The 25,578-nt window shown below is 70.3% G+C and carries 20 protein-coding genes; 12 read left to right on the plus strand and 8 right to left on the minus strand.

The window, feature by feature from the left end; translation table 11 throughout:
* On the plus strand, positions 1 to 343 hold a 343-nt coding region (locus E1202_RS23385), incomplete at its 5' end, for a hypothetical protein (protein WP_132685284.1).
* 221 nt (positions 344 to 564) lie between these two features.
* Entirely contained in the window at positions 565 to 2,076 is a 1,512-nt protein-coding gene (locus tag E1202_RS23390; RefSeq protein WP_132685285.1) for an acetyl-CoA hydrolase/transferase family protein, read from the plus strand.
* Between the two features lie 43 nt (positions 2,077 to 2,119).
* On the opposite strand, the gene speB is transcribed toward E1202_RS23390, so the two are convergent.
* Positions 2,120 to 3,082 carry an agmatinase gene (gene speB, locus E1202_RS23395; protein WP_132685286.1) on the minus strand — a complete coding sequence of 321 codons (963 nt, stop codon included), beginning with the start codon at positions 3,080 to 3,082 and terminating at the stop codon, positions 2,120 to 2,122.
* A 14-nt stretch (positions 3,083 to 3,096) separates the two neighbouring features.
* Positions 3,097 to 4,470, minus strand: coding sequence for an MFS transporter (locus E1202_RS23400; RefSeq protein WP_132685287.1), 1,374 nt, complete (start codon positions 4,468 to 4,470; stop codon positions 3,097 to 3,099).
* A gap of 178 nt (positions 4,471 to 4,648) precedes the next feature.
* Between E1202_RS23400 and E1202_RS23405 the strand changes: the two genes are divergently transcribed.
* The 5 genes from E1202_RS23405 to E1202_RS32675 all read left to right on the plus strand — a co-directional run bounded on the left by E1202_RS23405 (position 4,649) and on the right by E1202_RS32675 (position 10,783).
* Positions 4,649 to 6,148 carry a PucR family transcriptional regulator gene (locus E1202_RS23405; protein ID WP_132685288.1) on the plus strand — a complete coding sequence of 500 codons (1,500 nt, stop codon included), beginning with the start codon at positions 4,649 to 4,651 and terminating at the stop codon, positions 6,146 to 6,148.
* Between the two features lie 76 nt (positions 6,149 to 6,224).
* Positions 6,225 to 8,135, plus strand: a complete 1,911-nt coding sequence (locus tag E1202_RS32860) for an amidohydrolase (RefSeq protein ID WP_132685289.1) — start codon at positions 6,225 to 6,227, stop codon at positions 8,133 to 8,135.
* A 131-nt stretch (positions 8,136 to 8,266) separates the two neighbouring features.
* Positions 8,267 to 9,664: a glycerophosphodiester phosphodiesterase family protein gene (locus E1202_RS23415; protein ID WP_235878934.1), complete on the plus strand. Its 1,398-nt coding sequence runs from the start codon at positions 8,267 to 8,269 to the stop codon at positions 9,662 to 9,664.
* 467 nt (positions 9,665 to 10,131) lie between these two features.
* Positions 10,132 to 10,554, plus strand: a complete 423-nt coding sequence (locus E1202_RS23420; protein ID WP_132685291.1) for a GreA/GreB family elongation factor — start codon at positions 10,132 to 10,134, stop codon at positions 10,552 to 10,554.
* A gap of 106 nt (positions 10,555 to 10,660) precedes the next feature.
* Positions 10,661 to 10,783: a hypothetical protein gene (locus E1202_RS32675; protein WP_268952358.1), complete on the plus strand. Its 123-nt coding sequence runs from the start codon at positions 10,661 to 10,663 to the stop codon at positions 10,781 to 10,783.
* A gap of 88 nt (positions 10,784 to 10,871) precedes the next feature.
* Here the strand turns inward: E1202_RS32675 and E1202_RS23425 are convergent, their stop codons facing one another.
* The gene (locus E1202_RS23425) at positions 10,872 to 16,367 is read right to left on the minus strand and encodes an ATP-binding protein (RefSeq protein ID WP_132685292.1); all 5,496 of its coding nucleotides are present in this window, start codon (positions 16,365 to 16,367) and stop codon (positions 10,872 to 10,874) included.
* Positions 16,368 to 16,608: 241 nt separating this feature from the next.
* On the opposite strand from E1202_RS23425, the gene E1202_RS23430 reads away from it, so the two are divergent.
* Positions 16,609 to 17,544, plus strand: a complete 936-nt coding sequence (locus E1202_RS23430; protein WP_132685293.1) for a hypothetical protein — start codon at positions 16,609 to 16,611, stop codon at positions 17,542 to 17,544.
* Between the two features lie 122 nt (positions 17,545 to 17,666).
* Positions 17,667 to 18,080: a ribonuclease domain-containing protein gene (locus E1202_RS23435; protein ID WP_132685294.1), complete on the plus strand. Its 414-nt coding sequence runs from the start codon at positions 17,667 to 17,669 to the stop codon at positions 18,078 to 18,080.
* Positions 18,081 to 18,306: 226 nt separating this feature from the next.
* Here the strand turns inward: E1202_RS23435 and E1202_RS23440 are convergent, their stop codons facing one another.
* Positions 18,307 to 19,398, minus strand: coding sequence for a baeRF2 domain-containing protein (locus tag E1202_RS23440; protein ID WP_132685295.1), 1,092 nt, complete (start codon positions 19,396 to 19,398; stop codon positions 18,307 to 18,309).
* A gap of 55 nt (positions 19,399 to 19,453) precedes the next feature.
* Entirely contained in the window at positions 19,454 to 20,044 is a 591-nt protein-coding gene (locus E1202_RS23445) for a hypothetical protein (protein ID WP_132685296.1), read from the minus strand.
* Positions 20,045 to 20,251: 207 nt separating this feature from the next.
* On the opposite strand from E1202_RS23445, the gene E1202_RS23450 reads away from it, so the two are divergent.
* Positions 20,252 to 21,709, plus strand: coding sequence for an MDR family MFS transporter (locus E1202_RS23450; protein ID WP_235878935.1), 1,458 nt, complete (start codon positions 20,252 to 20,254; stop codon positions 21,707 to 21,709).
* Here the strand turns inward: E1202_RS23450 and E1202_RS23455 are convergent.
* Positions 21,636 to 22,454 (minus strand): tetratricopeptide repeat protein, encoded by an 819-nt coding sequence (locus tag E1202_RS23455; RefSeq protein ID WP_235878936.1) that lies wholly within the window; start codon positions 22,452 to 22,454, stop codon positions 21,636 to 21,638. The two genes, E1202_RS23450 and E1202_RS23455, sit on opposite strands and share 74 nt — an antisense overlap.
* Positions 22,435 to 22,740: a helix-turn-helix domain-containing protein gene (locus E1202_RS32325; RefSeq protein WP_235878937.1), complete on the minus strand. Its 306-nt coding sequence runs from the start codon at positions 22,738 to 22,740 to the stop codon at positions 22,435 to 22,437. The genes E1202_RS23455 and E1202_RS32325 overlap by 20 nt, the downstream gene beginning before the upstream one ends.
* Positions 22,741 to 23,116: 376 nt before the next feature.
* On the opposite strand from E1202_RS32325, the gene E1202_RS23460 reads away from it, so the two are divergent.
* Positions 23,117 to 23,848: a dienelactone hydrolase family protein gene (locus E1202_RS23460; protein WP_132685297.1), complete on the plus strand. Its 732-nt coding sequence runs from the start codon at positions 23,117 to 23,119 to the stop codon at positions 23,846 to 23,848.
* Between the two features lie 93 nt (positions 23,849 to 23,941).
* Complete coding sequence (locus E1202_RS23465) at positions 23,942 to 24,559, plus strand: MOSC domain-containing protein (protein ID WP_132685298.1); 618 nt, start codon at positions 23,942 to 23,944, stop codon at positions 24,557 to 24,559.
* Here E1202_RS23465 and E1202_RS23470 read toward each other — a convergent pair.
* A complete protein-coding gene (locus E1202_RS23470) occupies positions 24,556 to 25,578 on the minus strand; it encodes a phosphotransferase family protein (protein ID WP_235878938.1) in 1,023 nt (340 codons plus the stop codon). The genes E1202_RS23465 and E1202_RS23470 overlap by 4 nt on opposite strands.

Raw genomic sequence — 25,578 nt, forward strand, 5'->3', positions numbered from 1 at the left:
GTTCCTGCTGGGGATGGGTGGGATTCATCTTGTCCTCGTGCTCACCGGGACCGGGGGCTTGCTCGGGGTGCTGTTCGTGGTGAACGCGGTGGGGTCGGTCGCGTTGGCCGTGGCGGTGGTCGTGGCCCGGCAGCAGCGGTTGGCATTGGCGAGCGGGCTGGGGCTGCTGTTCGTGCTGGGCACGTTGTTGGCGTTGTTGATCGCGTTGAGCCCGGTGTCGCTGTTCGGGATGCGGTCGAGCCTCGGCTACCAGCTGGCTCCGACCTCGATCGTCGTGGAGTCCGTAGGGGTGGTCGTCCTCGCGATGACCACGGTGCTGGCGCTGCGCACGCGCGCCGGTTGAGTTCGCCGTGCGACCGCCGGTGTCGCTCAGCGAACGCCGCCTGATCGCCCGCGTGAAGCTGCCGTCGCCACGTCTTGCCTGGTGAGAGCAACCTCGGGGAACGGTTCGTGCGCCGCGTCACAGCCGGTTCCGCTCGGTCTCGTGCTTAGGATCCGCGTCACAACGAGCGCCCTCGGCCCGAGATGGCGCTGCGCGTCTCAACGTTGAGCGGGAGGTCGTGGATGACCGGCAGGATTCGGAATCGGCAGTTCGCCTCGAAGATCGTCTCGGCCGAGGAGGCCGCCGAGATGATCGAACCCGGCGAGAACGTGGGGATGAGCGGGTTCACCGGTGCCGGATATCCGAAGGAGGTGCCGGGAGCGCTGGCGAAGCGGGTCGCGACCTCCCACGAGCAGGGGCGGCCGATGAAGGTCGGGCTGTGGACCGGGGCTTCGACCGCTCCGGAGCTCGACGGGGCGCTGGCCGAGGTGGAGGGGATCGACCTCCGGTTGCCGTACCAGTCGGACCCGGTGAGCCGCGCGAAGATCAACGCGGGCCGGCTGGACTACACCGACATCCACCTCTCGCACGTGGCGCAGCGGGTGTGGCAGGGCATCTACGGCGAGCTGGACGTCGCCGTCGTGGAGGTCAGCGGCATCACCCCGGACGGCCGGTTGATCCCGTCCTCGTCGGTGGGCAACAACAAGACCTGGCTGGAGCAGGCCGATCGGGTGATCCTCGAGGTGAACTCGTGGCAGAGCGAGCACCTCGACGGCATGCACGACATCTACTACGGGACCGCTCTCCCGCCCCACCGCAAGCCCATCCCGATCACCCACCCGGCCGACCGGATCGGTGTGCCGCACCTGGAATGCCCGGCGGACAAGGTGATCGCGGTCGTGGAGACCGAATCACCCGACCGCAACGCGGCTTTCACACCGCCCGACCGGACCTCCGAGCAGATCGCCGGGCACGTCCTGGACTTCCTGGAGCTGGAGGTGCGCAGCGGCCGGTTGCCCCGGGAGCTGCTGCCCTTGCAGTCCGGAGTGGGCAACGTCGCCAACGCCGTCCTCGACGGCCTCGGATCCGGTCCGTTCGACGGGCTGACCGCCTACACCGAGGTCATCCAGGACGGGATGCTGCAGCTCATCGAGTCCGGCAAGCTCCAGATGGCGTCCGCGACGGCGTTCTCGCTGAGCCCGACCGCCGTGGACCGGTTCAACCGGGACACCGCCGCCTACCGCGACAAGATCGTGCTGCGGCCGCAGGAGATCAGCAACCACCCCGAGGTGGTGCGCCGGCTGGGCTGCCTGGCGATGAACGGGATCGTGGAGGCCGACATCTACGGCAACATCAACTCCACGCACCTGATGGGCAGCCGCATCCAGAACGGCATCGGCGGCTCCGGGGACTTCGCGCGCAACGCCTACGTGTCGATCTTCGTGACGCCGTCGCAGGCCAAGAACGGCGACGTGTCGGCGATCGTGCCGATGGTCTCGCACGTCGACCACACCGAGCACGACGTGGACGTCGTCGTGACCGAGCAGGGCCTGGCCGACCTGCGGGGCCTGTCGCCGAAGAAGCGGGCGGAAAGCATCATCGACCGCTGCGCCCACCCCGACTTCCGACCGCTGCTGCACGACTACTTCCAGCGGGCGCAGCACTCGTCGTTCGGGCTGCACACCCCGCACCTGCTCGACGAATCCCTGTCCTGGCACCACCGCTACGTCCAGCGCGGATCGATGCGCCCGTGAACCGGTGCTCCCCAGCCCGGACGCGGGTTGGGGAGCACCGGCCTCAACCGGCCGCTCCCCTGCCGTTGACCATGAGCGTGACCAGGTCGAAGACCACGGTCGCCGCGGCGACGGAGGTGATCTCGGCGTGGTCGTAGGCGGGTGAGACCTCGACGACGTCGGCGCCGACGATGTTGAGTCCGTTGAGGTTGCGCAGCAGGCGCAGCAGCTCCCGGGACGTGAGACCGCCTGATTCCGGGGTCCCGGTCCCCGGGGCGAACGCCGGGTCGAGGACGTCGATGTCGACGGACACGTAGACGGGCGCGTCACCGACGCGCTGCCGGACGGCGTCGACGGCTCCCTCGATGCCGATCACGTCGAGGTCGTTGGCCCGGATCGTGCGGAACCCGAAGGCCTTGTCGTCGTCGAGGTCGATCTGGTCGTAGATGGGACCGCGGATGCCCAGGTGCATCGAGTGGTCCTCCACCAGCAGACCCTCTTCGAAAGCGCGGCGGAAGATGGTCCCGTGCGTCACCGGGGCGTTGAAGTAGGTGTCCCAGGTGTCGAGGTGCGCGTCGAAGTGCACGAGCGCCACCGGGCCGTGCTCGCGTGTCACCGCGCGCAGCATCGGCAACGCGATCGTGTGGTCGCCACCGATCGCGACGATCCCGCGGTCGCTGCCGCCGATGACCTCGGTCGCGTGCGCCGCGATCTGCCCGACGGCGTCGTCGATGCTGTAAGGGCTGCACGGCACGTCCCCGGCATCGACGACCTGGAACTGCTTCAGCGGTGCCACGCCCAGATCGACGTGGAAACCCGCGCGGAGGTTGCGCGCCGCCTGCCGCACGGCCATAGGCCCGAAACGAGCGCCCGGACGGTAGGAAGTGCCTCCGTCGAAGGGCACCCCCAGGATCGCGATGTCGAAATCTCCGACCGCCCCGACGTCCGGGATCCGGGCGAACGTGCCCGGGCCGGCGAAGCGCGGAACCTTGGTCGAATCGACGGCACCGATCGGTTCGGCTGTCATCTCGTCGTGCTCCTTCACTGTCGAGGTTCCTGGATCAGCTCGGGGTGGGCGGTGCCGCCGATCTCGCTTCCGGAGGCCGAGGTCTCGCTCAGCGACCGGCCACGCGTCTCGGTTCCCCACGCCGCGGTGACGACGAATCCGATGAGGGTGACCGCCGCCCCGGCGAGCAGCGCCGTCGGCGCTCCGAGCTGGAGGGCGAAGGGCATCAGGTAGGTCCCGAGCGCGGATCCGATCCGGCTCAGCGCCGTGCCGACACCGACCGCGGTCGCGCGGACCTCCGTCGGGAACAGCTCGTTCGGGTAGACGACCTGGAGGAAGTTCGAAGCTCCTGAGCTGATCGCGAACACCGCGAGGGCCGCGAAGAACAACCACCCGGGCACTCCCGGGATGACGGCGGGGATCAGCAACGCCGCTCCCGCGACGACGAACGACCACAGCAGCAACGGGCGACGGCCGATCCGCTCCACCAGGTAGAGCCCGGGGATCCCGCCGACGACGAACAGGGCCGCGATCAGCGTCGACCCGCCGTAGGTGTTCGCGTCACCGGTCAGCCCGAACGATTCCAGCAGGTCAGGCCCGAAGGTGTACACGGCGAACATCGGGATGACCTGGGCGGTCCAGAACACCGCCACGAACGCGGTCCGCTTGCGGTAGGGACGCCGGAAGACAGTCCAGTAGGACGTCGCGACCGCTCGCTCGTCGGGCAGGTCCGTGACGTCGTAGGCATCGCCGTAGACCGTCTTGATCGCGACGCGCGCTTCTTCCGTCCTCCCCTTGCTGAGCAACCAGCGCGGCGATTCCGGTGTTCCGAGCCTCAGCAGGAGGGTGATCACGGCGAACAGCGCGGGGCTGGCGAGCATCCAGCGCCAGGCGTCCGGGCCGAAGTCGCGCAGGGCGAACCCCACGAGGTAGGCCGCGGCGGCGCCCACGGCCCACACCACGAACGTCGAGCCGATCATCCGGCCGCGCACCCGGCGCGGGAGGAACTCGGTCAGCAACGACGTGGCGATCGGGTAGTCGGCGCCGATCGCCACACCCAGCACGAAGCGCAGCACCAGGACCTGCCACACGTCGGTGGCGAACGCGGTGAGGATCGATGTCAGCGCGAGCACCAGGAGGTCGGCGATGTACATGACCTGGCGTCCGACCTTGTCGGTGACGTAGCCGAAGACGGCGCCGCCCACGAACACGCCGACGAGGCTCGCCGCCCCGACCAATCCGACTTCGGTGGTGCTCAACGCCATCGACGGTTCGAGGGTGATCAACGCGATGCCGATGATCGTCAGCGCGTACCCGTCGATGAACGGTCCGCCCGATGAGTAGGCGGTCAACTTCTTGTGGAACGTCGTCAGGGGGGCGTCGTCGATGGAATGCTTCGAGGTCGCCATCCGGACCTCCTCCCGCCACTTGCAGCGGCCACAGCGGTGTGGGCAAGTCGGTTCGCCACACAGCTCTACGCGCCGGGGAACCGGCCCGGAAGCCGACATCTGCTCAAAACCCGATCGCCGTCTTGAGCGATCGCACGAACGGTTTCGGACGAACGCGCGAGCGCCGTTACGGTTGGGCATGGGCATCACCGTCGGCGAGCTCCTCGACATCCCGCACCTGGGACTCCGGCTGCACTCGGGCTCGAACGGCCTGAGCAACACCGTCGCCTGGACCCACACCTCCGATCTGCCCGCGCCGTGGGAGTGGATCACCGGCGGCGAGATGCTGATGACCAACGGGATGTCGTTCCCCCGCAAGGCCGACGACCAGGTCGAGCTGCTCGAACGGCTCGTCGCCGCGGGCGCCAGCGCCCTGGGCGTCGGCGAACGCATGCACTGCCCGCCGCTGCGCCGGCGGATCGAGCGAGCCAGCGAGCGGCTGCGGTTCCCCGTGCTGTGGATCCGGTACCCGTTGCCCTTCGTCGCGATCTCCCGCGCGGTCGCCGAGGCGACTCTGCTGGAGCAGTCTCAGCGCCTCATCAAGACGCAGCGGATCTACGACGCGATCAGGCGCACGACATCGCGGAAGCACGGCCGCCCCGACTTCCTCACCGCGCTCGGGCACGAACTCGGTTGCGAGGTCCACCTCCTGCACCGCGAAACCGGTGAACCCTGGTACCCGGGCGTGAAGCCGCCCGACCCGGTCGCCGCGAACGCGGTGCGCCGCGGCGACAGTTCCGCGCGCCACCTCACCGGAGGCGCGTTCGGGGTCGCGCTGCCGGACGACCGCGAACTCCTCCTGGTCGGCGTGCCGACCCAGGAGTGCGCGACGCTGATGGTCGTGCGGCGCCGGAACGCGGCGCTCGACGGGGTTCTGCTGCAGCACGCCGCCACGGTCGCCGCGCTCGAGCTGTCCCAGACGCAGCTGGCGCTGGAGCAGCAGCGCAGGTTCGGAGCGGAACTGCTCAACCAGCTCCTCGACGGCCGCATCGACCAGCAGGTGGGGCACCGGCAGCTGGTCGATCTCGACCTCGACCCCGCTCGAAGCGTGCTCGTCACCGCGCAGAGCGACGACGGCCGGCTCCAGGAACTGCCGACCGCGCTGTGGCGGCACGGCATTCCGCACGTCTGCAGGCACCGCTCGGGGCGAACCCACGTCCTGGTCGACGACGCGGACGACCTCGACCAGGTGCTGACCACGACCTTGGGCGAAACCGCGCGGGTCGGGATCAGCCGTCAGATCGGCTCGGTCTCTCGGCTCCCGGTGGCTGCTCGGGAATCGAGCTGGTCGCTGGGAGTCGCGGATCGGACGGCCACCGCGGTCGTCCGCCACGACACCGCCACCCCGTGGATCGGCCTGTCCGACATCGCCGACGCCCAGGCCCTCGTCGACCGGGTCCTGCGGCCGATGCTCCGCTACGACGAGGACCACGGCACCGACCTGCTGGAAACGCTGCACGCCTTCCTCGGCAACCAGCGCTCGTGGCAGCGCACCAGCGCGGCGCTGCACGTCCACCGGCAAACCGTCCTCTACCGCATCCGGAAGATCGAGGAGCTCACCCACAGGGACCTGAGCGAGACCGGTGACATCGCGGAGCTGTGGCTGGCACTGCGCGCGCTCCAACTGGTCTCGGAGTGAGGGCCGCCAGGTGTCCCGAGCCGCTCCGCGTGCGTCCACCTGCGTGCGGGGTGGGGCTCGGGGTCAGACTGTGGTCATGTCTCAACCGCCGTTGCTGCTCGCGCTGGATCTGACGGGGACGTTCGCGTTCGGTCTCAACGGTGCGCTCACCGCCGTGCGGATGGTGCGGCTCGACCTGGTCGGGGTCCTCACGCTGGGCATGATGACCGCGCTCGGCGGCGGCATCCTGCGCGACATCCTGATCGGGTCGCTGCCGCCCGCGACCTTCAGCGACGTGCTCTACCTGGGTGTGGCCGCTGGTGGGGCGCTCGTGGCGTTCTTCATCAGCGTGGAGTTGGAGCGCTTCGCGAAGCTGATCACGATCTTCGACGCGGTCGGGCTCGGCGTGTTCTGCGTGACCGGTGCCAGCAAGGCGCTGGCGTACGGGCTCGGCGGGGTGCAGGCGGTGCTGCTGGGGGCGCTCACCGCCGTCGGCGGCGGGACGCTGCGCGACGTGGCGATCAAGCGGGTTCCGTCGGTGCTGACCAGCGATTTCTACGCCGTTCCGGCGCTGGTGGGCGCCGCGCTGACGGTGCTCGCCGTGAACCTGGGGATCTACGGGATCGCGAGCGCGCTCGTGGCCGCGGCGGTGTGCTTCACCATTCGGATGCTCGGGGTCCGCTACAGCCTGCGAGTGCCCAGCACGCCGCGGCGCGGTGGTGCGGGCCGACCTGCGCCGGCGCACCCTGATCGAGGTTCCGCACGCACGACCAGGAGTGAGACCGGCGTGGACACGCCACGAGCCGCAGCGGTGCTCGCCGATCTGGACACCGCGCTGTCCTGGCAGGAGGACTTCTACCGGGATCTCCACGCGCACCCGGAGCTGTCCCACCAGGAGACCCGCACGGCATCGCTGGTCGCCGAGCGGCTCCGGGAATCCGGCTACCAGGTCCACGAGAAGGTCGGCGGCACCGGCGTGGTCGGGGTGCTGGCCAACGGTGACGGGCCCACCGTCCTGCTGCGGGCCGACATGGACGCCCTGCCGGTGCGGGAGGCGACCGGCCTGCCCTACGCGAGCACCGCGACCGCCGACGGCGAACCGGTGATGCACGCCTGCGGGCACGACGTGCACATGGCCTGCCTGCTCGGGGCCGCGCAGCTGATGGCCTCGGCCACCGCCCGGTGGAACGGCACGCTGGTCGTGCTGTTCCAGCCCGCCGAGGAGGTCGCCGACGGCGCCCGGGGCATGGTCGACGAGGGCCTCCGCGCGCTCATCCCCCGGCCCGATGTCGCGCTGGCCCAGCACGTGCTGCCGATGCCGGCGGGGACCGTGGCCACCAACGCGGGCCCGACGCTCGCCGCGGCCGACAGCATGCGCATCACCGTGCACGGGCGCGGCGCTCACGGGTCGATGCCGCAGTCCGCGATCGACCCCGTCGTGCTGGCCTCGATGATCGTCGTGCGGTTGCAGACCGTCGTCTCCCGCGAGATCGCGCCCGGCGAGCCGACCGTGCTCACCGTCGGCAGCGTCCGGGCGGGCACCAAGAGCAACATCATTCCCGACCGCGCGGAGATCCAGCTCAACATCCGCACCTACAGCGAGCAGACCCGCTCGGAGGTGCTCGACGCGATCAAGCGCATCGTCACCGCCGAGTGCCAGGCCTCGAAGTCGCCCCGCGAGCCCGAATTCGAGCTGTTCGAGCGCTTCCCGGTCACCGGCAACGACGCCGCGTCCACCGACGCGGTCGCCGCGGCGTTCGCCGGCTACTTCGGGGACCGGGCCGGGCCCCTCGGCCAGTGGGCCGCCAGCGAGGACTTCAGCGACCTGGCCACCGCCTTCGACGCCCCCTACACCTACTGGGGCATCGGCGGCATCGATCCGGATCTGTTCGACGGCGGCTCCCACGACATCCCGGCGAACCACTCGCCCACCTTCGCGCCGGTGATCCAACCGACGCTGATCACGGGCACCCAGGCTCTCGTCGTGGCCGCTCTGGCCTGGCTCTGACCCGAGATTCGGCTCACCCGAACGGGGCGCACTGTTCACCACTGCGTCCGGGCCGAAGGGCGACCAGTTCACGATCGGTTCATCGGTTCAGCCGAAGGTTGTGTCGCTTTCGTCAGATTGGAGCACTTTCAGTGGACACGACTTCGGCCCGCCGCCGTGCGGCAGCGGGTGCCGCCGCGCTGGGCATCCTCGCCACCGGGCTCGCGGTGACGCCCTCGGTCTCGGCGAACCAGACCGCCCCCATCGAGCGGATCCACCGGGACCTGCTCGACCACTCCGACCGCGCACCGCTGCTGGCGGCCGCGCACCGCGGGGCCTGGCGCGACCACCCCGAGAACTCCCTCGCCGCGATCGACGAGGCCGTCCGCGACGGCGCCGAGATCGTCGAGATCGACGTGCGCAAGACCGCCGACGGCCACCTGGTGCTGATGCACGATGAAACCGTCGACCGCACGACGAACGGGACCGGCGAGGTCTCGGACCTGACGCTGGCGCAGATCAAGCAGCTGCGGCTGAAGGAGCACCTCGGCGGCGAGCAGGCGGCCCTGACCTCGCACGCGGTCCCGACGCTGGACGAGGCCATGCTCGCGATCAAGGGCCGTGCAATGGTCAACCTGGACAAGAGCTGGGGCATCCGCGAGGACATGTACCGGGTGCTGCGGGCGACCGGGACGGTCGATCACGGCCTGTTCAAGGGCAGCCCGACCGTGCAGGAGGCCGCTGACTTCATGGCCAAAGACCCCGAGATCCTCTACATGCACATCATCAAGGACGAGAACGCCGACGTGGTCGGGACTTTCCCCGGACGCCAGCCGGTGGCCTACGAGGTCGTGTTCGACCAGCTCACCGACCCGCAGGTGCAGCCGGCGCTGCTGGACCGGATCCAGCAGGACAGCCGCGTGTGGATCAACACGATGTGGCAGGAGCTCGCCGCGACCTACACCGACGAGGCGTCCCGGCGCGATCCGGCGCTCGGCTGGCAGGCCGTGGTCGAGGAGCACGACGCGTCGATGATCCAGACCGACGAGATCGAGGGCCTGCACCACTGGCGCAACGGCGGTGACATGAGCCGCTGGGAGTCCCAGCCCGGCAACCGCACGGTGCGGCTCCAGGCCGAGGACCACGCGCCCGGCGGCGAGGGCGTCGGCTACCACGACCTCGACCCGAACACCTGCGGCGGAGAAGGCGGCCTCGACGTGTGCGACGTCGAGGGCGCGATCGCGGTGAGCTCCGTCCAGTCCGGCGAGTGGATCAAGTACTCGGTGGACCTCCCGAGGTCCGGGGACTACCAGGTGTCGGCGCGACTGGCCTCCAACGGCGCGCCGGCCGGGCGCATCGCCATCGACTGGGCCGACGGGACCACCGGTCGCCACGACATCGGCAACACCACGCACGAGACCAGGGCGTTCGACCTGCAGCCGCTGGAGACCCGGCACTTCGAGGCGGGCAGGCACGAGTTCGTCGCGAAGGTCGACGACGACGTGGCGCCCCGCTTCAACCTCGACCTCTTCCAGTTCGACCTGCGGTAACCCGAGATCGCGATGAGAGGCCGGCTCCGACGGGGCCGGCCTCTCGTCGTGTCGGCGGGTTGAAGGAACCGCACAAGTGTCACTGGACGATTTGTACGTTTTCCACAGTCGCGTTGGTCTGAACGTCTGCCATGATCGGGCTTGAACGGTGAGGTCACGTCACGGGAGGGCTGGTCATGGGCGGCGCTATCGCACGCACCCGTCGTGGTCCACGGGCCTCAGCGGTGATCGACTCGCCCTCCGAAGACCGCGCGACCGTCCGGCCCAGACCGGTACGCCGCCGACGGTAATCACCCTGCACGGCTGAGCGGCGCGAGCGGACATCATCCCGCCGACGCCCCGCCGAGCCTTCTCCCGATGCCGCGCACCTCGGATCGATGAGACCCGGGCGCGCACCCTCACGCATCGCGCGGCCAACGCCTTGATCCAGGCGCCCCCAAACCGACCCGTCGACACGAGGAAAGACCATGACGACCACGCAACCCCACTGGATGACCCAGGACGCTCATGACCGGCTGCGGGCCGAGCTCGCCGAACTGGTCTCCCACCGTTCCGCCGCCGAGCTGGACGACGAGGGGCACCGGCGTGCTCGCATCCGGCAGATCAGGGATCTGCTGGACAACGCCGTGGTCGGTGACCCGCCGCCGGACGACGGAGTCGCCGAGCCCGGCATGCAGCTCACCGTCCGCTACGACGACGGCGAGATCGAGACCTTCCTGCTCGGCACCCGCGACGGCACCGACACCGATGGTCTCGCGGTCTACTCCCCCGAGTCGCCGCTCGGCGCCGCCCTGACCGGAGCCCGGCAGGGCGACGAGCGGACCTACGACGTCCCCAACGGCGGCACCGAGCGGGTCACCCTGCTCAAGGCGGTCCCGCACCGCCCGTGACCCGTCAGCCGACCGGGAACAGAGCGCGGTAGAAGTCGTTGTCGCGGACCGCCTCCGGGTGCTGCGGTGAGGACCAGGACAGGTCCACCGCCTACCCGGAGGCGCGATGGAGGACGGCGGCGACGGTGTGGTCCGGGTGGACTCCGTCGTCGCCGAACTCCCGGGTGAAGGCGCAGGCGATCCAGTCGTCCGGGTGGACCTCGATGCCTCCTGGGAGATCGGGGCGTAGATCGGCAGCCAGCTGGTCTCCGTGCGGAAGCGGGGCGGTCGTGGTCCGAACCGTCCATCAGTTCGGACCACGACCGCGCCCTGCCGCTTCAGCTCTGCTGCGCCGCCTTCTCGATGGCGTCGATGATCCGCGGACGCAGCTCGTCGGCGCTCACGATCGCGTCGACCGAGCCGACCTCCACCGCGCGCTGGATGCTGTGCACCCGGTCGAACTCCGCAGCCACCTCGCCGAGCTTCTCCGCCCGGACCTCGGCCCGGACGTCGGCCAGCTTCAGGCTCTGCGCCGCTCGTTCCGGACCAGCGGCGGCCGCCACGAGCTCTTCGAGCTCCCGCACCCTCGGGTCGTTCGCGGTGCGCTCGTTGACATCACCCGCGAAGACGACCGCTGCCGCCGGCGCGCCACCGATCACCGAGGCGTAGGAACCCTCGACCGCGAGGACGGTCATGTTCGGGTTCAGCGCCTTGGAGAACACGACGAACGCGCCGCCGTGGTAGCGGGAGATCACGCAGAACACGATCGGGCCGTCGAAGTTGACGATGGCCCGGCCGATCTCGGCGCCGTACTCCAGCTGCAGCTTGCGCATCGACTCGGGCGAGCCGTCGAACCCGGACAGGTTCGCCAGGACCACCAGCGGCCGGTTCCCGCTGGCGGCGTTGATCGCCCGCGCGACCTTCTTCGACGAACGCGGGAACAGCGTGCCCGACGTGTAGGCGTCCGGGCCGTCGGTGGGCGGGAACCCGCGCCGCGCGACCGAACGCGATTCGACACCGATCAGGCAGACCGGGCTGCCACCGAGGTGGGCGTCCTGGACGACGGCCGTGTCGGCGTCGGCCATCCCCGCCCAGCGCTCCAGCACCGGGTGGTCCTGGTCGGACACCGCCCGCATCACGGTCCGGATGTCGAAGGACTTCTTGCGGTCCGGGTTGTGCTCGGAGGAGAAGATCTGCCCCACCGTGCTGAAGTCGCTGTCGGCGAGCTCGTGCGGGTAGGTCGAGATGTCGCGGTCGCGCGGGTCGCTGCTGCCCGCGCTGCGCGGCCCGGCTTCGCCCGGGGCGATGTAGGTGTGCTCGTAGTGGGCCATGAGCACCTCGTTGGCCGCGGCCAGGTTCGGCGCCCAGTACTGGGCTTGCCCGTTGGGTCCCATGACGCGGTCGTAGCCGCCGATGCCGAAGTTGTCCTCGGCCGAGACACCGCCGGAGAAGTCCAGCGACTGCTTGCCGGTGAGCACCATCGCCGAATCCGGCGTCATCACCAGGATTCCCTTGGTGTGCATGAGCATCGTGGCCTCGGCGTTCCAGTACGGCTGCGCACCGACGTTGATGCCCGCCACCACGACGTTGACCTCACCACCGCCCTGGGTGAAGGTGACGATCTTCTTGAGCGCGGCGGCCACCCAGTCCATGTTCTCGGTGCCCGAGGACATCGAGATCCGCGCACCGGCGGACAGCGCGAACCACTCCAGCGGCACCTGCATCCGCTCGGCGAGGTCCAGCGCGGCGATCACGCGGGAGCACTCCGGCTCCGACAGAGCACCGAGCGCCTTGGTCGGGTCGCCCAGCAGCACCACCCGCGACATCCCCTCGGGGTGCCGGCGCGTGGGCGTGGTGACCACGCCCGCCACGATCGCCGCCGAGTTCTGCCCCTTCGGCCGGTCCACCGGCTCCAGCACGCCGTCCTCGTCGAGGTCGTGCTCGACGAACGTGCCGTGCGCACCGGCGAGCATCTTCGTCAGCTCGTACGGGTACGCGGTTCCGCGGTTGGCCGCCCGCAGCACCTTCTGCCGGTAGGAGTCCAGCGGCTGGATCGGCTCCACCGACGGCTGCTCGACGGAGAACCGCATCCCCGCCCCGGCGTCGTAGCCGATGCGCACCGCGACCTCGCCGAGCTCGCCGGTCTCCGGGTCGGGCTGGCGCACCAGGAACAGCACTTCCTCCAGCCCGGCCCCGGCCGTCGTGGGCAGCACGCGCTGCGCGACGACGTCGAGCTCGTCCATGGACAGCTCGTTCGGGGGCCAGACGTAGATGACGATGCGGTTGGTCCCGGATCGCTTGTTCGCCTTGGGCTTGGTCGCCTGGGCCTTGCGGATCGCGTCGAGGCACGCGGTGAGCACGCCCTCCGCGGCGGGCAGCGCGACGAGCCTGCCGTCGGACTCCCGCAGCGGTGTCAGGTCGCGCACCTGCGCCAGCGCCACCAGCCGCTCGTCCGCCGGGTTCTGCGGTGCCACGCACCGGAACAGGTAGACCTCCTCGTCGGCCGAGGGCAGGCGGTCGAGGTCGAACTCGCGCAGCCGCTCCAGCTGCATCCGGTCGGCGAGCAGCGGGTGCAGCCCGCGGATCAGGCGCTCCTCCGCGAAGCCCTCCGGCGACGGGCGGAAGGTGAAGTGGTGGTGCATCACCGCACCGCTGGGGCCGGCCACCGTGGTGGTGATCCGGTTGACCTGGCTGGGCAGCTGCTGAGCGGCGAGCACCTCGCCGAGCCGGGCCGCCATCGCGTCGGTGTCGTCGGGCTGGCCGTCCCACACCAGGTAGACGTCGGCGACCAGGTCGCCGTCGGTGGCCAGCTCACCGATCGCCCGCACGACGTCGGGCAGCGCGGCGAAGTCCACCGCCGTGCTCACCACGAGCGAACCCGCGCTGCGGTGCTCGGCGGTGACGAAGGTGCAGTCGGCGACCTCGACCGCGCGGACGTCGTCGAGCTCCCGGTTGCCGTAGTAGCGGCGGGCGAGCACCTCCAGCAGCGGCGCCGGGTCGGTGCCCTCGCGGCCGATGCGCTGCCCGACGAGCCGGACCAGCGGTTCGGCGCTGGAGACCATCGCGGAGATCCGCTCGGCCCGGTCCGGTGCGGCCGGGTTCTCGTCCAGGTGCCTCAGGTGCTTGCGCACGCCCGCGTAGACCTCCGCGCGGTGGCGCCGCAGCATCGGCTGGGCGAACCAGCGGAACGCCACCGTGCGGGCGAGGTCGGACAGCGCGGGGAACCGCAGCTGGGTGGCCGCGACCAGGTGTTCCAGGGCGAGTCCGGCGGGCTGCCGGTTCGCGCCGGACGGCGGCGCCTCGGCGAGCCACTGCCGCAGCAGGGTCGACACCGCCGCCTCGTCCGAGGAGGCGCGCTGCTGGGCGAGGAAGATCCGGAAGACCGCTTCCTCCAGCTCCGGGGTCCGGTCCAGCTCGTCGACGCCGTAGTGCGCGAGCACCTTGACCAGGCGCCGCTGGAACATCTCGGACAGCCCGGCGCGCTCGACGTCGAGGCTCTGCAGGTAGGTGTGGAAGTACTCGCGCGAGCTGTGCACCCGCGAGTCCGCCGCCGTCTCCTCCCCGACCGGCCGGTTGCGGCTCAGCTCGGAGAGGTCGGCGAAGACCTCGAGGAGCTCGATCTCCTCGGCCAGCGGACGCCGTCCGGCCTCGACCAGCTCCTCGCGGGCCCGCAGGTAGTCGTTGAGGACCCGGCGCTCGTCCTGCGGGTCCACGTCGAACCCGAGCAGCATGCTGCGCAGGTCCTGCCGGCTGCGCGTCGCCCGCTCGCCCGCGTCGATCCCCTCCCGGCCCGGGGGCAGCTCGAGATCGGCGGTCTCGGACGCGGCCTGCTCGTCGCCGGGTTCGTCGGCGTCGCCCAGCGGCTCCAGCCGCAGCAGCGGTGCGCCCGTCTCGACCTGACTTCCCGTGCGCACCAGGCACTCCCGCAGCTTGGCGCGGAACGGGGCGCGCAGCACGGTCTCCATCTTCATGCTCTCCAGCACGAGGACCGCCGCGCCTTCCTCGACCTCGGCGCCGATCTCCAGCGGGGTCGCGACGACCAGCGCGGGCGCGGGCGAGCGCAGCACGCCGCCCTCGTCGCGGCTGACGCGGTGCGCCACGCCGTTCACCTCGGCCAGGCACACCGGACCGTGGGTGTCGGTGACCAGGCGGTAGCGCTCGCCGTTGACGGTGAGCTGCTCGACGTGGTCGTCGAAGCGCTCGACCTCGACGTCGGCGGTGTGGACCGGCCCGCCGTTGCCGGCGCTGATCCCGATCCGGAACCGCTCGTGCCCGATGCGAGCCACCTGCACGCGGTAGGAGTTGCCGCGCAGCTTGAACTCCAGCGGCCTGCCGCTCTCGTGCTGCGCCTGCGGCCGGCCGCCGTGCGCGGCGGCCAGGAACCGCTGTCGCTCGACGAGCTCGGCGTCCTCGTACGCCTCGATGCCGGCCGCGGCCAGGGCGATCGCGGAGTGCCGGTGCGACTGGAGCTCGCCTTCGGCGCGGACCCGGTCGATCCAGCCCGTGTCGGCGGAACCGTCGATCACCTCGGGCCGGTCGAGCAGGTCGAGCACGAAGCTCTTGTTGGTCGCGCCGCCGGAGACGATCACCGTGGTCTGCGCCATCGCGCGGCGCAGCCTGCCCAGCGCCTCGTCCCGGTCGCGTCCCACGGCGATGATCTTGGCGATCATCGAGTCGAAGTCGGCGGGGATGCTGTCGCCCTCGTCGACCCCGGTGTCGACGCGGATGCCGGGTCCTGCGGGGAAGTCGAGCCGGACGATCTTGCCCGGTGCCGGTGCGAAGTCGCGTTCCGGGTCCTCGGCGTTGAGCCGGGCCTCGATCGCGTGCCCGGACTCGGCGGGCGGCTCCCCTTCCAGCTTGCCGCCCGCGGCCACGTGCAGCTGGGCCTTCACCAGGTCGACGCCGGTGGTGGCCTCGGTGATCGGGTGCTCGACCTGCAGCCGGGTGTTGACCTCCAGGAAGGCGAACAGCCGGTCACCGGGGTGGTAGAGGAACTCCACGGTCCCAGCGCCCCGGTAGTCCACGGCCAGCGCGAGCCGCTCGGCCGCGGCCTTGAGCTCGGCGCTCTGCTCGGCGCTGAGCACCGGCGAGGAGGATTCCTCGATGACCTTCTGGTTGCGCCGCTGCACCGAGCAGTCGCGGACCCCCAGCGCCCACGCCGTGCCCTGGCCGTCGGCGATCACCTGGACCTCGACGTGCCGGGCGCCGGTGACCAGCCGCTCCAGGAAGACCGCGCCGCTGCCGAACGCCCGCTCGGCCTCCAGCCGGGTGCGCTCGTAGGCGTCGGCCAGTTCCCGCTCGTCGTGGATCACGCGGATGCCGCGTCCGCCGCCGCCCGCGGTGGCCTTGAGCATCAGCGGGTAGCCGATCTCACCCGCGCTGCGGACGGCCGCGTCCAGGTCGGCGACCTCGCCTCGGCTCCACGGCGCGACCGGGACACCGACCTCCTCGGCGATCAGCTTCGCGCCGATCTTGTCGCCGAGCTTGCGCATCGCGTCGGCGCTCGGGCCGATGAAGGTCACGCCGAGCTTCTCGCAGAGCTCGGCGAACGCCGGGTCCTCGGCGACGAAGCCCCAGCCGACCCAGGCCGCGTCCGCCCCGGTCTCGACCAGCGCCCGCTCCAGCACCCCCAGGTCCAGGTAGGGCCGGTCCCGAGCGGCGCCGAGGTCGTAGCCGAGGTCCGCCTCCCGCACGAAGGCCGCCGAGCGGTCCGCGTCGGTATGGAGGGCGACGGTCTCGATCCGGGCCCCTGTCTCGGCCTCGACCTCCCGCACAGCATGAATCAGCCGCATCGCGGCTTCCCCGCGGTTGACGATCGCCACACGACGGAACACCGACAAGACCTCCCAATCACCTCACGGGAGCTGGCGCTCCCGACGTTCAAGAACACCCTCCCGGTTACCGGGAAGTAGGGATATGTAGCCAGCCTGGCGTGGTGGACCCCGAAAATAGTCGAGACCCACCAAACGGAAGCCCCGCGGACGCCGCCGGTAGGCCCGCGGTCACGATCCGGCGTCGATCACCGGAACCGTTGGTGGACACTGGTGACGCACACGCAGCCCCTGGAGGAACCGAATGGCCTTCACCCCGCAGACCTGGCCGGGCCGGGTCATCCCGGCGGACCGGGAGCAGGTCGAGCTGGCCACCAGGAAGCTGTTCGGCGAGCTCTTCCCAGGTCACCCGGTGACCTCGGAGGCCATCGCGATCCTCAACCGCTGGTTCGACGCGGGCTGGTGCGTGGACGCGATCAAGGTCGCGCTCGACAACCTCCCGGAGGGCCAGGAGGGCTTCCAGCCCCGGCGGGGCGACCGGGAGTCGCCGGAGGACTTCCTGGTCCGGCGGCTGCGGAAGTGGTTCCGCGACTCCGACGACGACTTCGAGCGCAACGCCCGGCTGGCACCACCCCGGGCCGGGCAGTCGCTGGACATGCACCTGCGGCTCAAGCGCCAGCAGCAGATCAACGACGGCCTGGTCACCCGGCCCCGGAGCTTGTCCGCCGCCGGTCGGCAGGCCCGTGAGCAGGTGCGCGAGCGCGCGGGCAAGGGACGTCCGGACGCGATCGCCCGAGCGCGCGCCCGGGACGCCCGCGTGCAGCGCGCGATGGACGCCCTCGACGTCGCCGCGCCGCCCGCCCACGCCGAGAACGGCCCGAGCGCTCCGGACGATCGACGCAGGTCGCAGATGGTGGCCGCCTACGCCGCGCGGACCGCGACGGTCAAGAACGACCCGACCGTGCGACGCATCCTCGCCCGCCTCACCGAGGAGCGCCGGCGCCCGAACGCGCAGGAGACCACGATCCTCCGGCGCGCCGTGCGCGGCGCCCAGCAGCGCGCGAGCCTCGGCACCCTCGACGCGGCCACGGCGGACAGCACCAACGCGGTCCTCGGCGAGGACGCGCAGCGCATCCTCACCTACCTCGACCACGCCGTGAACTCCGGCCTCACCCTCGACCAAACCCTCGCCCTCATGCACACCCAGGTCGACGCCGTGACGTCGCGGGGGCAGGACTGATGTGGTTCGGACCACTGCTGTTCACGTGTTCTTGATCCGGTTGTCCAGTTGTCGCAGATCTGCCCCGAAAGTCTAAGACGCCTCTAGATTCCGGAGGCGCTGGCAACTTTTCGGGAGGACGTGTGACGAACGATCGGATCAACCCCGTGATCAAGCTGCTCATCGCCGCTTTCGCCGTGCTCGGCTTGCTCGGCGGCGGCAGTGCCGTGATCGCCCCGACCGCCACGGCCGCCGTCGCGCAGGCCTGCGAGGTCAACGGTTGCGACGAGGCTCGCAGCTCGAACGAGATCTGGGCCTCGCTGAACTACCCGTCGGAGCGCGGCTGGGTGGACTGGCCGGACGGGCAGTGCAACTTCGCCGGCGGCACCTACAACAACTACGAGGGACAGCTCCCCGAGGGCCACAGCTACCTCGAATTCGACGTGACGCCGCGCGAGTGCGGCGCCCAGCGCCAGGCCTACCGCCTGATCCTGGACACGACCACCAACGAGGTGTACTTCTCCCCCGACCACTACGAAACCTTCCACCTGCTGTAACCGGCACGCCGGACCGTCCATCGGCCACCCGGTGGACGGTCGGCCTGCGAACGCGGCAAGGCATTCATCGACGCGAAAAGCACGCGTTGCGGAATCCGGTGAACCCCCTTCCGTCATGACGCGCTTCTCCCGCGCACGGCGAGGCGCAGTCGCAAAACGGCCTCCAGCACCAATCACCGAATTCGAACGGCTCATGAGCAACGAGGAGCCAGGAGCCGCCCCGGAATCAGTAGCGCACGAGCGCCGCGACCCCGTCTTCGCAGCTGGTGCCGGGCAGGAGCTCGGTGAACTGCGCGTTGCCGTGCACCGCCGAACGCAGCAGCAGAGCGCTCGCGGGTGCGACGAACGCCGCGTCGTCACCCAGCGCAGCCGCATCGCTCACCACGGCCAGCGGGTCTCGTCGCGACGCCGTCAGGTCCGGATCGCCGTTCCGATCGGATGCCAGCAGCAACGTTTCGACCCTGCCCTGCGACAGCGCCTCCATCACCGGGTTCAGGCCCTGCAGGGCCTGACCTCCGGCCAACTGCGCGTCGAGCTGGTCGAGGACCTGCTGATGGCTTTCGAGCATCGCCTGGTGCATCGCCTCGTCCACGCTCGCCCGCAGCCCGTCGAGAGCCGACTGGTCGGTCCGCCCGCCTTCGACGTAGACGAACCGTCCGGCGGGTGGGCGCGTCGTGAGATGTTCGCGCAGCAGGCCGATGGCCTTCGGGTCTCCCGCGATCAGGATGACCGCGGCCTCGACCTCCGCAGCCGCCTCCCGGATGTCCTCGGCGACCTGTTCGGTGTTCTCCGACCACAGGTTCACCGAGCGCCGGTGGTAGGCGGCGTGCGAGACGGCGCCCGCGCGCACGCGGCTGATGTGCAGCGTGGAGCCGTTGAAGGTGCGCTGGAAGGACGGCGCCGCAGCGGCCGCCGGGTAGGCGTCGACGTCAGCTCCCTCGCGGTCGACCGCGACGACGACGTGCGCCAGCTGGTGGTCCCGGTCGATGGCCAGCGGAAGCGGGTCGGCCACCGGCAGGTGCACCGCGCTGTCGCTGCGCGGCGGTTCCGCCATGGTGTGGGCGGCGAGGATCCGCCCACCGGAGGCGAAAAGCGCTTCGCCCTGCGGTCCCGCCACGTCCTTCGCTCCCCCGACCACGTCGTCCACGGCGGCCACGGTCTCGGCCGGAGCACCTTGCTCGCCGAGCGAGCGCCGAGCGGCCTTCCACCGGAGCTCGATCTGCTTGTCCGCGTCGATCGGACCGCGGCTGGTGTCGAGGTGCACGGAGGCGACATCACCCTCGCATTCGAACACCGGACGCAGGAACTGGAGATCCATCGGTCACCTCGCTCACTCGGCAAGCGCCTCGCTGCCATTGGAACGTCGCCGGCGGTCAGGTGTCATCTCGATCCCCGGTCGGTTCCGTCGTCCGCAACCAGGCCCGCCAGGCGAGGTGGGCGAAAGCGATGATCACCAGCACGTCCACGACGTAGGCAACCCACTCCAAGCGGAGAACTCGCCCGAGCGGGAAGGCGATCGCAGCCAGGCAGATCAGGGAGGCGTCCCACCACGGGGCCATGCGGGTCCACAGCAGCAGCGCACCGAACGCGAACATGGCGGCGGGGAAGGAAGGTCCCGGCAGCCACAGGACGAGCAGGCTCTGCGGTGGGTAATCGGCGAACCGCTCCAATCCGATCCGATCGTGCAAGCCGAATGCGCCTTCGAAGAAGCCCTGCAATCCGAACGCGATGGTGCCGAACATCCCGACCAGCAACAGCAGGAGCCACAGCCCTGCCGCGACCGGCACGCGTTCGCGCAACCGTTCGTACTCGCCGATCAGTCCGAAAACCCAGGGCACCGTGGAAAGCGCGATCAACATCCCGCCGTTGACACCGTAATGGCCGTCGACCCAGAAGAACGGTGATGCGGCGAAGACGACCGGCCCGACCACCATGGCCACTGCCTGCAACCGCTGCACGACCATCGCCGAAGACTATGGCCACTCGCATCGGCCCGCAAAAGCGACGCGGCGTCGGACAGTGCTGCTCCGAACCGTCCTCCATCGTTGTCCCTCATGCCCGGACAGTCCGAAACAGAACTGCGCTCTTCACAGAAATCTCCGCGAACCCGGGGAAATCGGGAATCTTCGCGGCGCCCGGAATAATTCCGATTCCCGGTAGCTTATGGAGTCGTGCCCGCTTCGTCTTCCGGTGTCGGGCTGCGCTCCGAGCGCGGCCCGGTCCTGCTCGCGCTGATGTTGTCCACGGCCCTGGTGGCGCTGGACGCGACGATCATCGCCACCGCGTCGTCCACGATCGCCCGCGATCTCGGCAGCTTCGCCCAGGTCCCGTGGTTGTTCTCCGCCTACCTGCTCGCGCAGGCGGTGAGCACGCCGCTGTTCGGCAGGCTCGCCGACGTGCTCGGCCGCAAGCGCCTGATGCTCGCGGGAGTCGGGTTCTTCCTGATCGGGTCGGTGCTGTGCGGTGCGGCCTGGTCGATGCCCGCGCTGATCGTCGGCCGGGTGCTGCAGGGCCTGGGCGCGGGCGCGGTGATGCCGGTCTCGCTGACCATCGCCGCCGACATCTACACGCTCGAGGAGCGTGCGAAGACGCAGGGCTACCTGGCCTCGGTGTGGGCGATCTCGTCGGTCGTCGGCCCGACGCTGGGCGGTGTGTTCAGCGAGTTCATCAGCTGGCGCTGGATCTTCTGGATCAACCTGCCGCTGTGCTTCGCGGCGGCGGCGATGCTGGTGCTCAAGTACCACGAGTCCGCGCGTGAGGGCGACCGCGAACCGATCGACTACCTCGGAGCCGCGCTGCTCACCGGCGGCAGCACGCTCGTGCTGCTCGGCCTGCTCGAAGGCGGCACCAGCTGGGCGTGGATGTCGGTGCCGTCGGTGCTGATCTTCGTGACGGCCGTGCTGCTGCTCGCGGCTTTCGCCGCGCACGCGCTGCGCTCGGCGCACCCGATCCTGAACCTGCGACTGCTGCGCCGCCGCGTGATCGGCGTCCCCACGGCCGTCGCGCTGCTGGTGGGCGTCATCGTGCTGGGCCTGTCCACCTACGTGCCGATCTACGCCCAGGGCGTGCTCGGGGTCGGCCCGCTGATCGCCGGCTTCGCCCTGGCCGCCATGACGGTCGGCTGGCCGCTGGCCGCCACCAACGCCGGGCGCGTGTACCTCAACCTCGGGTTCCGCTACACGTCGATGATCGGTTCGGCCCTGGTGCTCGTGGGCACCGGCCTGACGCTGCTGCTGGGCGAGAGCTCGACCGTGTTCATGATCGGGGCGTTCACCTTCGTGGTCGGCCTGGGCATGGGCCTGACCGCGGTGCCGACGCTCATCGCCTCGCAGTCCGCGGCCGCGTTCACCGAGCGCGGCGCCGTCACCGGCATCAACATGTTCGCCCGCTCGCTCGGCTCGGCCGTGGGCGTGGCGGTCTGCGGCGCCATCGTCAACGCCCGCACCACTGTGGGCCCCGACGGCACCCCCGCTGGACCAGGTCTGATGGCAGCGGTGCACGTCGTCTTCGGCCTGCTGTTCCTCATCGCCGCAGCCCTCGTGGTCCTGGCGTTCCTCATGCCCGCCGACCACCCGAAGCGCCACACCGCGCAGGTCGAAGAACCCGACGAAGCCGCCACGACGGTCTGACCCGCCAGAGCATCCGCACGACCGAGTCCAGGCGGTCTTCGGTCCTGGACGAGGGCATGGTGGCCGCGTGGCGCTGCGCCCGCTCCACGACGTCGCGCGCGGCGTCCAGGTCACCGGTCCTCGCATGCGATTCGGCCAGCCACGACAGGTACAGCGCCACCTCCCTGGCGCGCTCGACCGGGTAGCTCGCGACGGCGTTGGCCAGAAGGGGCTCGGCGTCAGCGGGACGACCCAGTTCGATCATGCACCGACCGGCCATGACGTCGATCTCCGCCTGGTTGAGCCAGTAGACCCACTCCGGCTCGGACCCGGCATCGCCTCGGCGGTCGTACGAGTCGTTCACGGCGTCCAACGCGCGCCAGGTCCCCTCGACGTCTCCCGCCTTCACCGAGGCCCACGCCAGTCGCTCCAGCAGGAGCGCGCGCACCACCGGCGACGCGCCGTCGGCTCCTCGAACCGCCGTCCGAGCGACAAGGGCTGCGTCACACGGGTTCCCGACATTGGCGAGCTGATAGCTCAGGCTGGACAACAGCTGCGCCCCCAGCACGCGATCGCCCGCCACCTCGGCGGCCTCCACGCCCGACAGGTACAGCCGCTGCGCGTCGGCGCAACGGCCGGCGTCACTGGCGATCCACCCGGCGAGCTGAGCAAGCTCCCCGAAGGCCGTGAACAGCCGCCGCCCCACGCGCTCCGAGAAGCTCCCCGAGCCCACCAGCGCCTCGACCTCACCGAGCTCCTTCACCACGGCAGGCAGGAGAACCCCTGCTGCTGACCACGTCATCAAGATGCCGCAGCTCCACGACGCGCGCTTCGAGCTCCTCCGCCAGCGACCCCCCACCCGCCGACCGGCTCGGACGTGCGCGGACACCGAGAACTTGCTCGTAGGCGCTGATCACGTCCTGCGCCGCTGTCCGTTTCCCCGTTTCGACCATGCTCAGGTACGACTTCGCGAAATGTGTCCGCTGAGCCATCCGCGACAGGCTCAGCCCCGCAGCTTCCCGCGCAGCCCGCAACTCCGCACCGTTCGCCATCAGCTCCACCTCGCAGTGAACCCCTGTGAACAGCCAAAGCCTACTGATCACCATCCGTGTTCAGGGAAGTTCGGTTGAACCTGAACGCAGGAACTCGGGCTGAGTCCGCTGGTCTACTTCCACAGACTCGCGGCATCTTCCTCCGGACGAGCCGGTCCGCGAGCTCAGCATTCGGCATTCGTGTCGGCGCCGATGCCGAGCACGCGAAAATCGGTTGGTTGTTCGCTGCGGGCGCTGCTATTTTTCGGGAAGCCGTGTGAGAGTTGAGGAGGTGGTACCCGTGGATGTTGTGACGTGGGTGCTCCTCTGCGGGGTCACGGTCGGGCGGTAGGTCGTCCGGGAGCGCCGTTGGTGGGCTCTTCCGAAAGGCACGACCATGCGATTCACTTCAGAACAGCGCCTCGACGACGGTGTTGCCGAGCGCGGATTCATCCTCGACGGGATTCCCGGCATCCTGTGGACGCCCGAATCCGGTTCCGGTCCTCTGATCCTGATCGGCCACCCAGGTGGCGTGGGCAAGATGTACCCGCGGCTCGCGGATCGGGCGCGGCATTCCGTGGCGGCGGGATTCACCGCTGCGACCATCGAGCTTCCCGGGAGCGGTGACCGGCCGCGTACCGCCGAGGCAGACGAGGCACGCGTCGACCTGCGCCGGGCGTTGGCGGCCGCCGAGCCCGTGGACGAGATCGTCGAGCGGCTCGTCTCGCCACTCGTCGACCAGGCAGTTCCGGAGTGGCAGGCCACCCTGGACGCTCTCCTCTCGGTGCCCGAGGTATACAGGCCAGTGGGGTATTCGGGTGGCGTCATGGCCATCGGGATCCGGTTGGCGGTGGTCGAGCCGCGCATCGCGGCCGCGGTGCTCTTCGCCGGGAGTTTCGTGCCCCGCAGCATGTTCGACGAGGCGCGGCAGGTCGGGATCCCGCTGCACGTCCTGTTGCAGTGGGACGACGAGGGCAACGACCGGGAGCAGTCGCTGGAGCTTTTCGACGCCTTCGGTTCCGAGGAGAAGTCGCTGCACGCCAACATGGGCGGGCACACCGGCGTCCCGCCGTGGGAAGGCGATTCCGCCAACCGCTTCTTCACCAGGCACCTCAGGGGAACCGCCTAACCCGCCCGAGGCGGGAGGTCTGCCAAACCTCCCGCCTCGTCCCTCGCACGAAATTGAGTCGCTCCGAGATCGACCCGGCCGTACGGTCGGGGCATGAAGGTGCTGTCCGTCAACGTCGGCCGACCTCGGCCCAACCCTTGGAAGAAGGTCAGCACCACCGGCATCGACAAGCGGCCCGTCACGGGACCGGTGGCCGTCCGCGCACCCGGCCCCAAGGGCACCGGCGCGGTCGGGCTCGCGGGCGATCGAGCGCACGACGTCAAGCACCACGGCGGCCCCGACCAAGCCGTCTACGCCTACGCCCGGGAGGACCTGGACGAGTGGCAGGCCGATCTCGGAATTCCCCTCCCCCACGGCGCTTTCGGCGAGAACCTGACGACCTGCGGTCTCGACGTGAACGGCGCGCTCATCGGTGAGCGCTGGCGCATCGGCCCGGAGGTCCTGCTGGAGGTGTCCTGCCCTCGCATCCCCTGCGCGACGTTCCAGGGCTGGATGGGGCGTGGCGGCTGGGTCGCGCAGTTCCTGCGGGCGGCGAAACCCGGAGCGTATCTGCGCGTCATCGAGCCGGGGGACGTCCGATCCGGTGACTCGGTGGAAATCGTCCACCGGCCTGACCACAGCGCAACGGTCACCTTCGCGTTCCGCGCGATGATGCTCGAACCTGCTCTGCTGCAGTCGATTCCACGTTCGGTCCGCGAAGCCCTCGACTAGACCAGGCCGAGATCCTTGACGGCTTGCCAGGCGAGTTGGGCTTGGCGTTGTTCGGTGTCGGCTCGGGCTCCTGCGTCGTAGCCGTCGTCGCCCATGTGGCCGGCCTGGTAGCGGGCTCGGACTCCTGCCGTGATGCAGCAGGAGCGCCAGCGCTGGAAGGCGACGTAGAACGGCAGGTCGGAGAGGTCTCGGCGGGTCAGCTCGGCGTAGCGGTCGATGAGGTCGTCGCGAGCCGGGAAGCCGTCCTCGGCCGTGGGGCCGGGGGTGACGGCGGGGAGGTCGTCGCCGGGTTCTTCCCAGGTGGCGATGAGCCAGCCGAGGTCGGCCAGCGGTTCGCCCAGGGTCGCCAGTTCCCAGTCGAGGACGGCGAGGACCTCGCCGTCGAGGTCGTAGGAGAGGTTCCCGGGGCGGAAGTCGCCGTGCACGATGCCGGTGGTCTGCTCGGGCGCGTTCGCGGCGAGCGCGTCGTGGACCTGGTCGAGCAGGCCGAGGTCCGGGGCTCCTGAGGCGTGGACCTGCTTCTGCCAGCGCCGCAGCTGACGTTGCAGGTAGCCGTCTCGTCGGGCCGCGTCGCCGAGCCCGACGGCGTCCGGGTCGAGGTTGTGCAGCGCGGCCATGCACTCCACGGTCGCCATCCCCGCCCTGTGCCGAGCCCGGGACGACATCGGGGCGACCGAGGGGCGGTCGGCGAGCACGGTGCCGTCGACGAAGTCCATCACGTAGAACGCGGCGCCGGTGACCTCGACGTCCTCGCAGTACGCGATCGGTTCCGGAACGGGGACGCCGGTGCCGTGCAGCGCGGAGATGAACCGCCACTCGCGGCTCATGTCGTGGGCGGTGCTCAGCACTCCCCCGGTAGGCGGCCTGCGCAGGGCGCGCACCACGCCCTCGGCGTCGGTGACCCGGTAGGTGAGGTTGGACCTCCCGCCCGAGACCAGCGAGAACTCCACCGGCGCGGGCACGCCGCGCTCGGCCAGCCAGCGGGTGACCGCGTCGTGTTCGATGCCTGGCAGCTCCAC

The organism is Saccharopolyspora karakumensis, assembly GCF_004349225.1.
Classification (GTDB): domain Bacteria; phylum Actinomycetota; class Actinomycetes; order Mycobacteriales; family Pseudonocardiaceae; genus Saccharopolyspora; species Saccharopolyspora endophytica.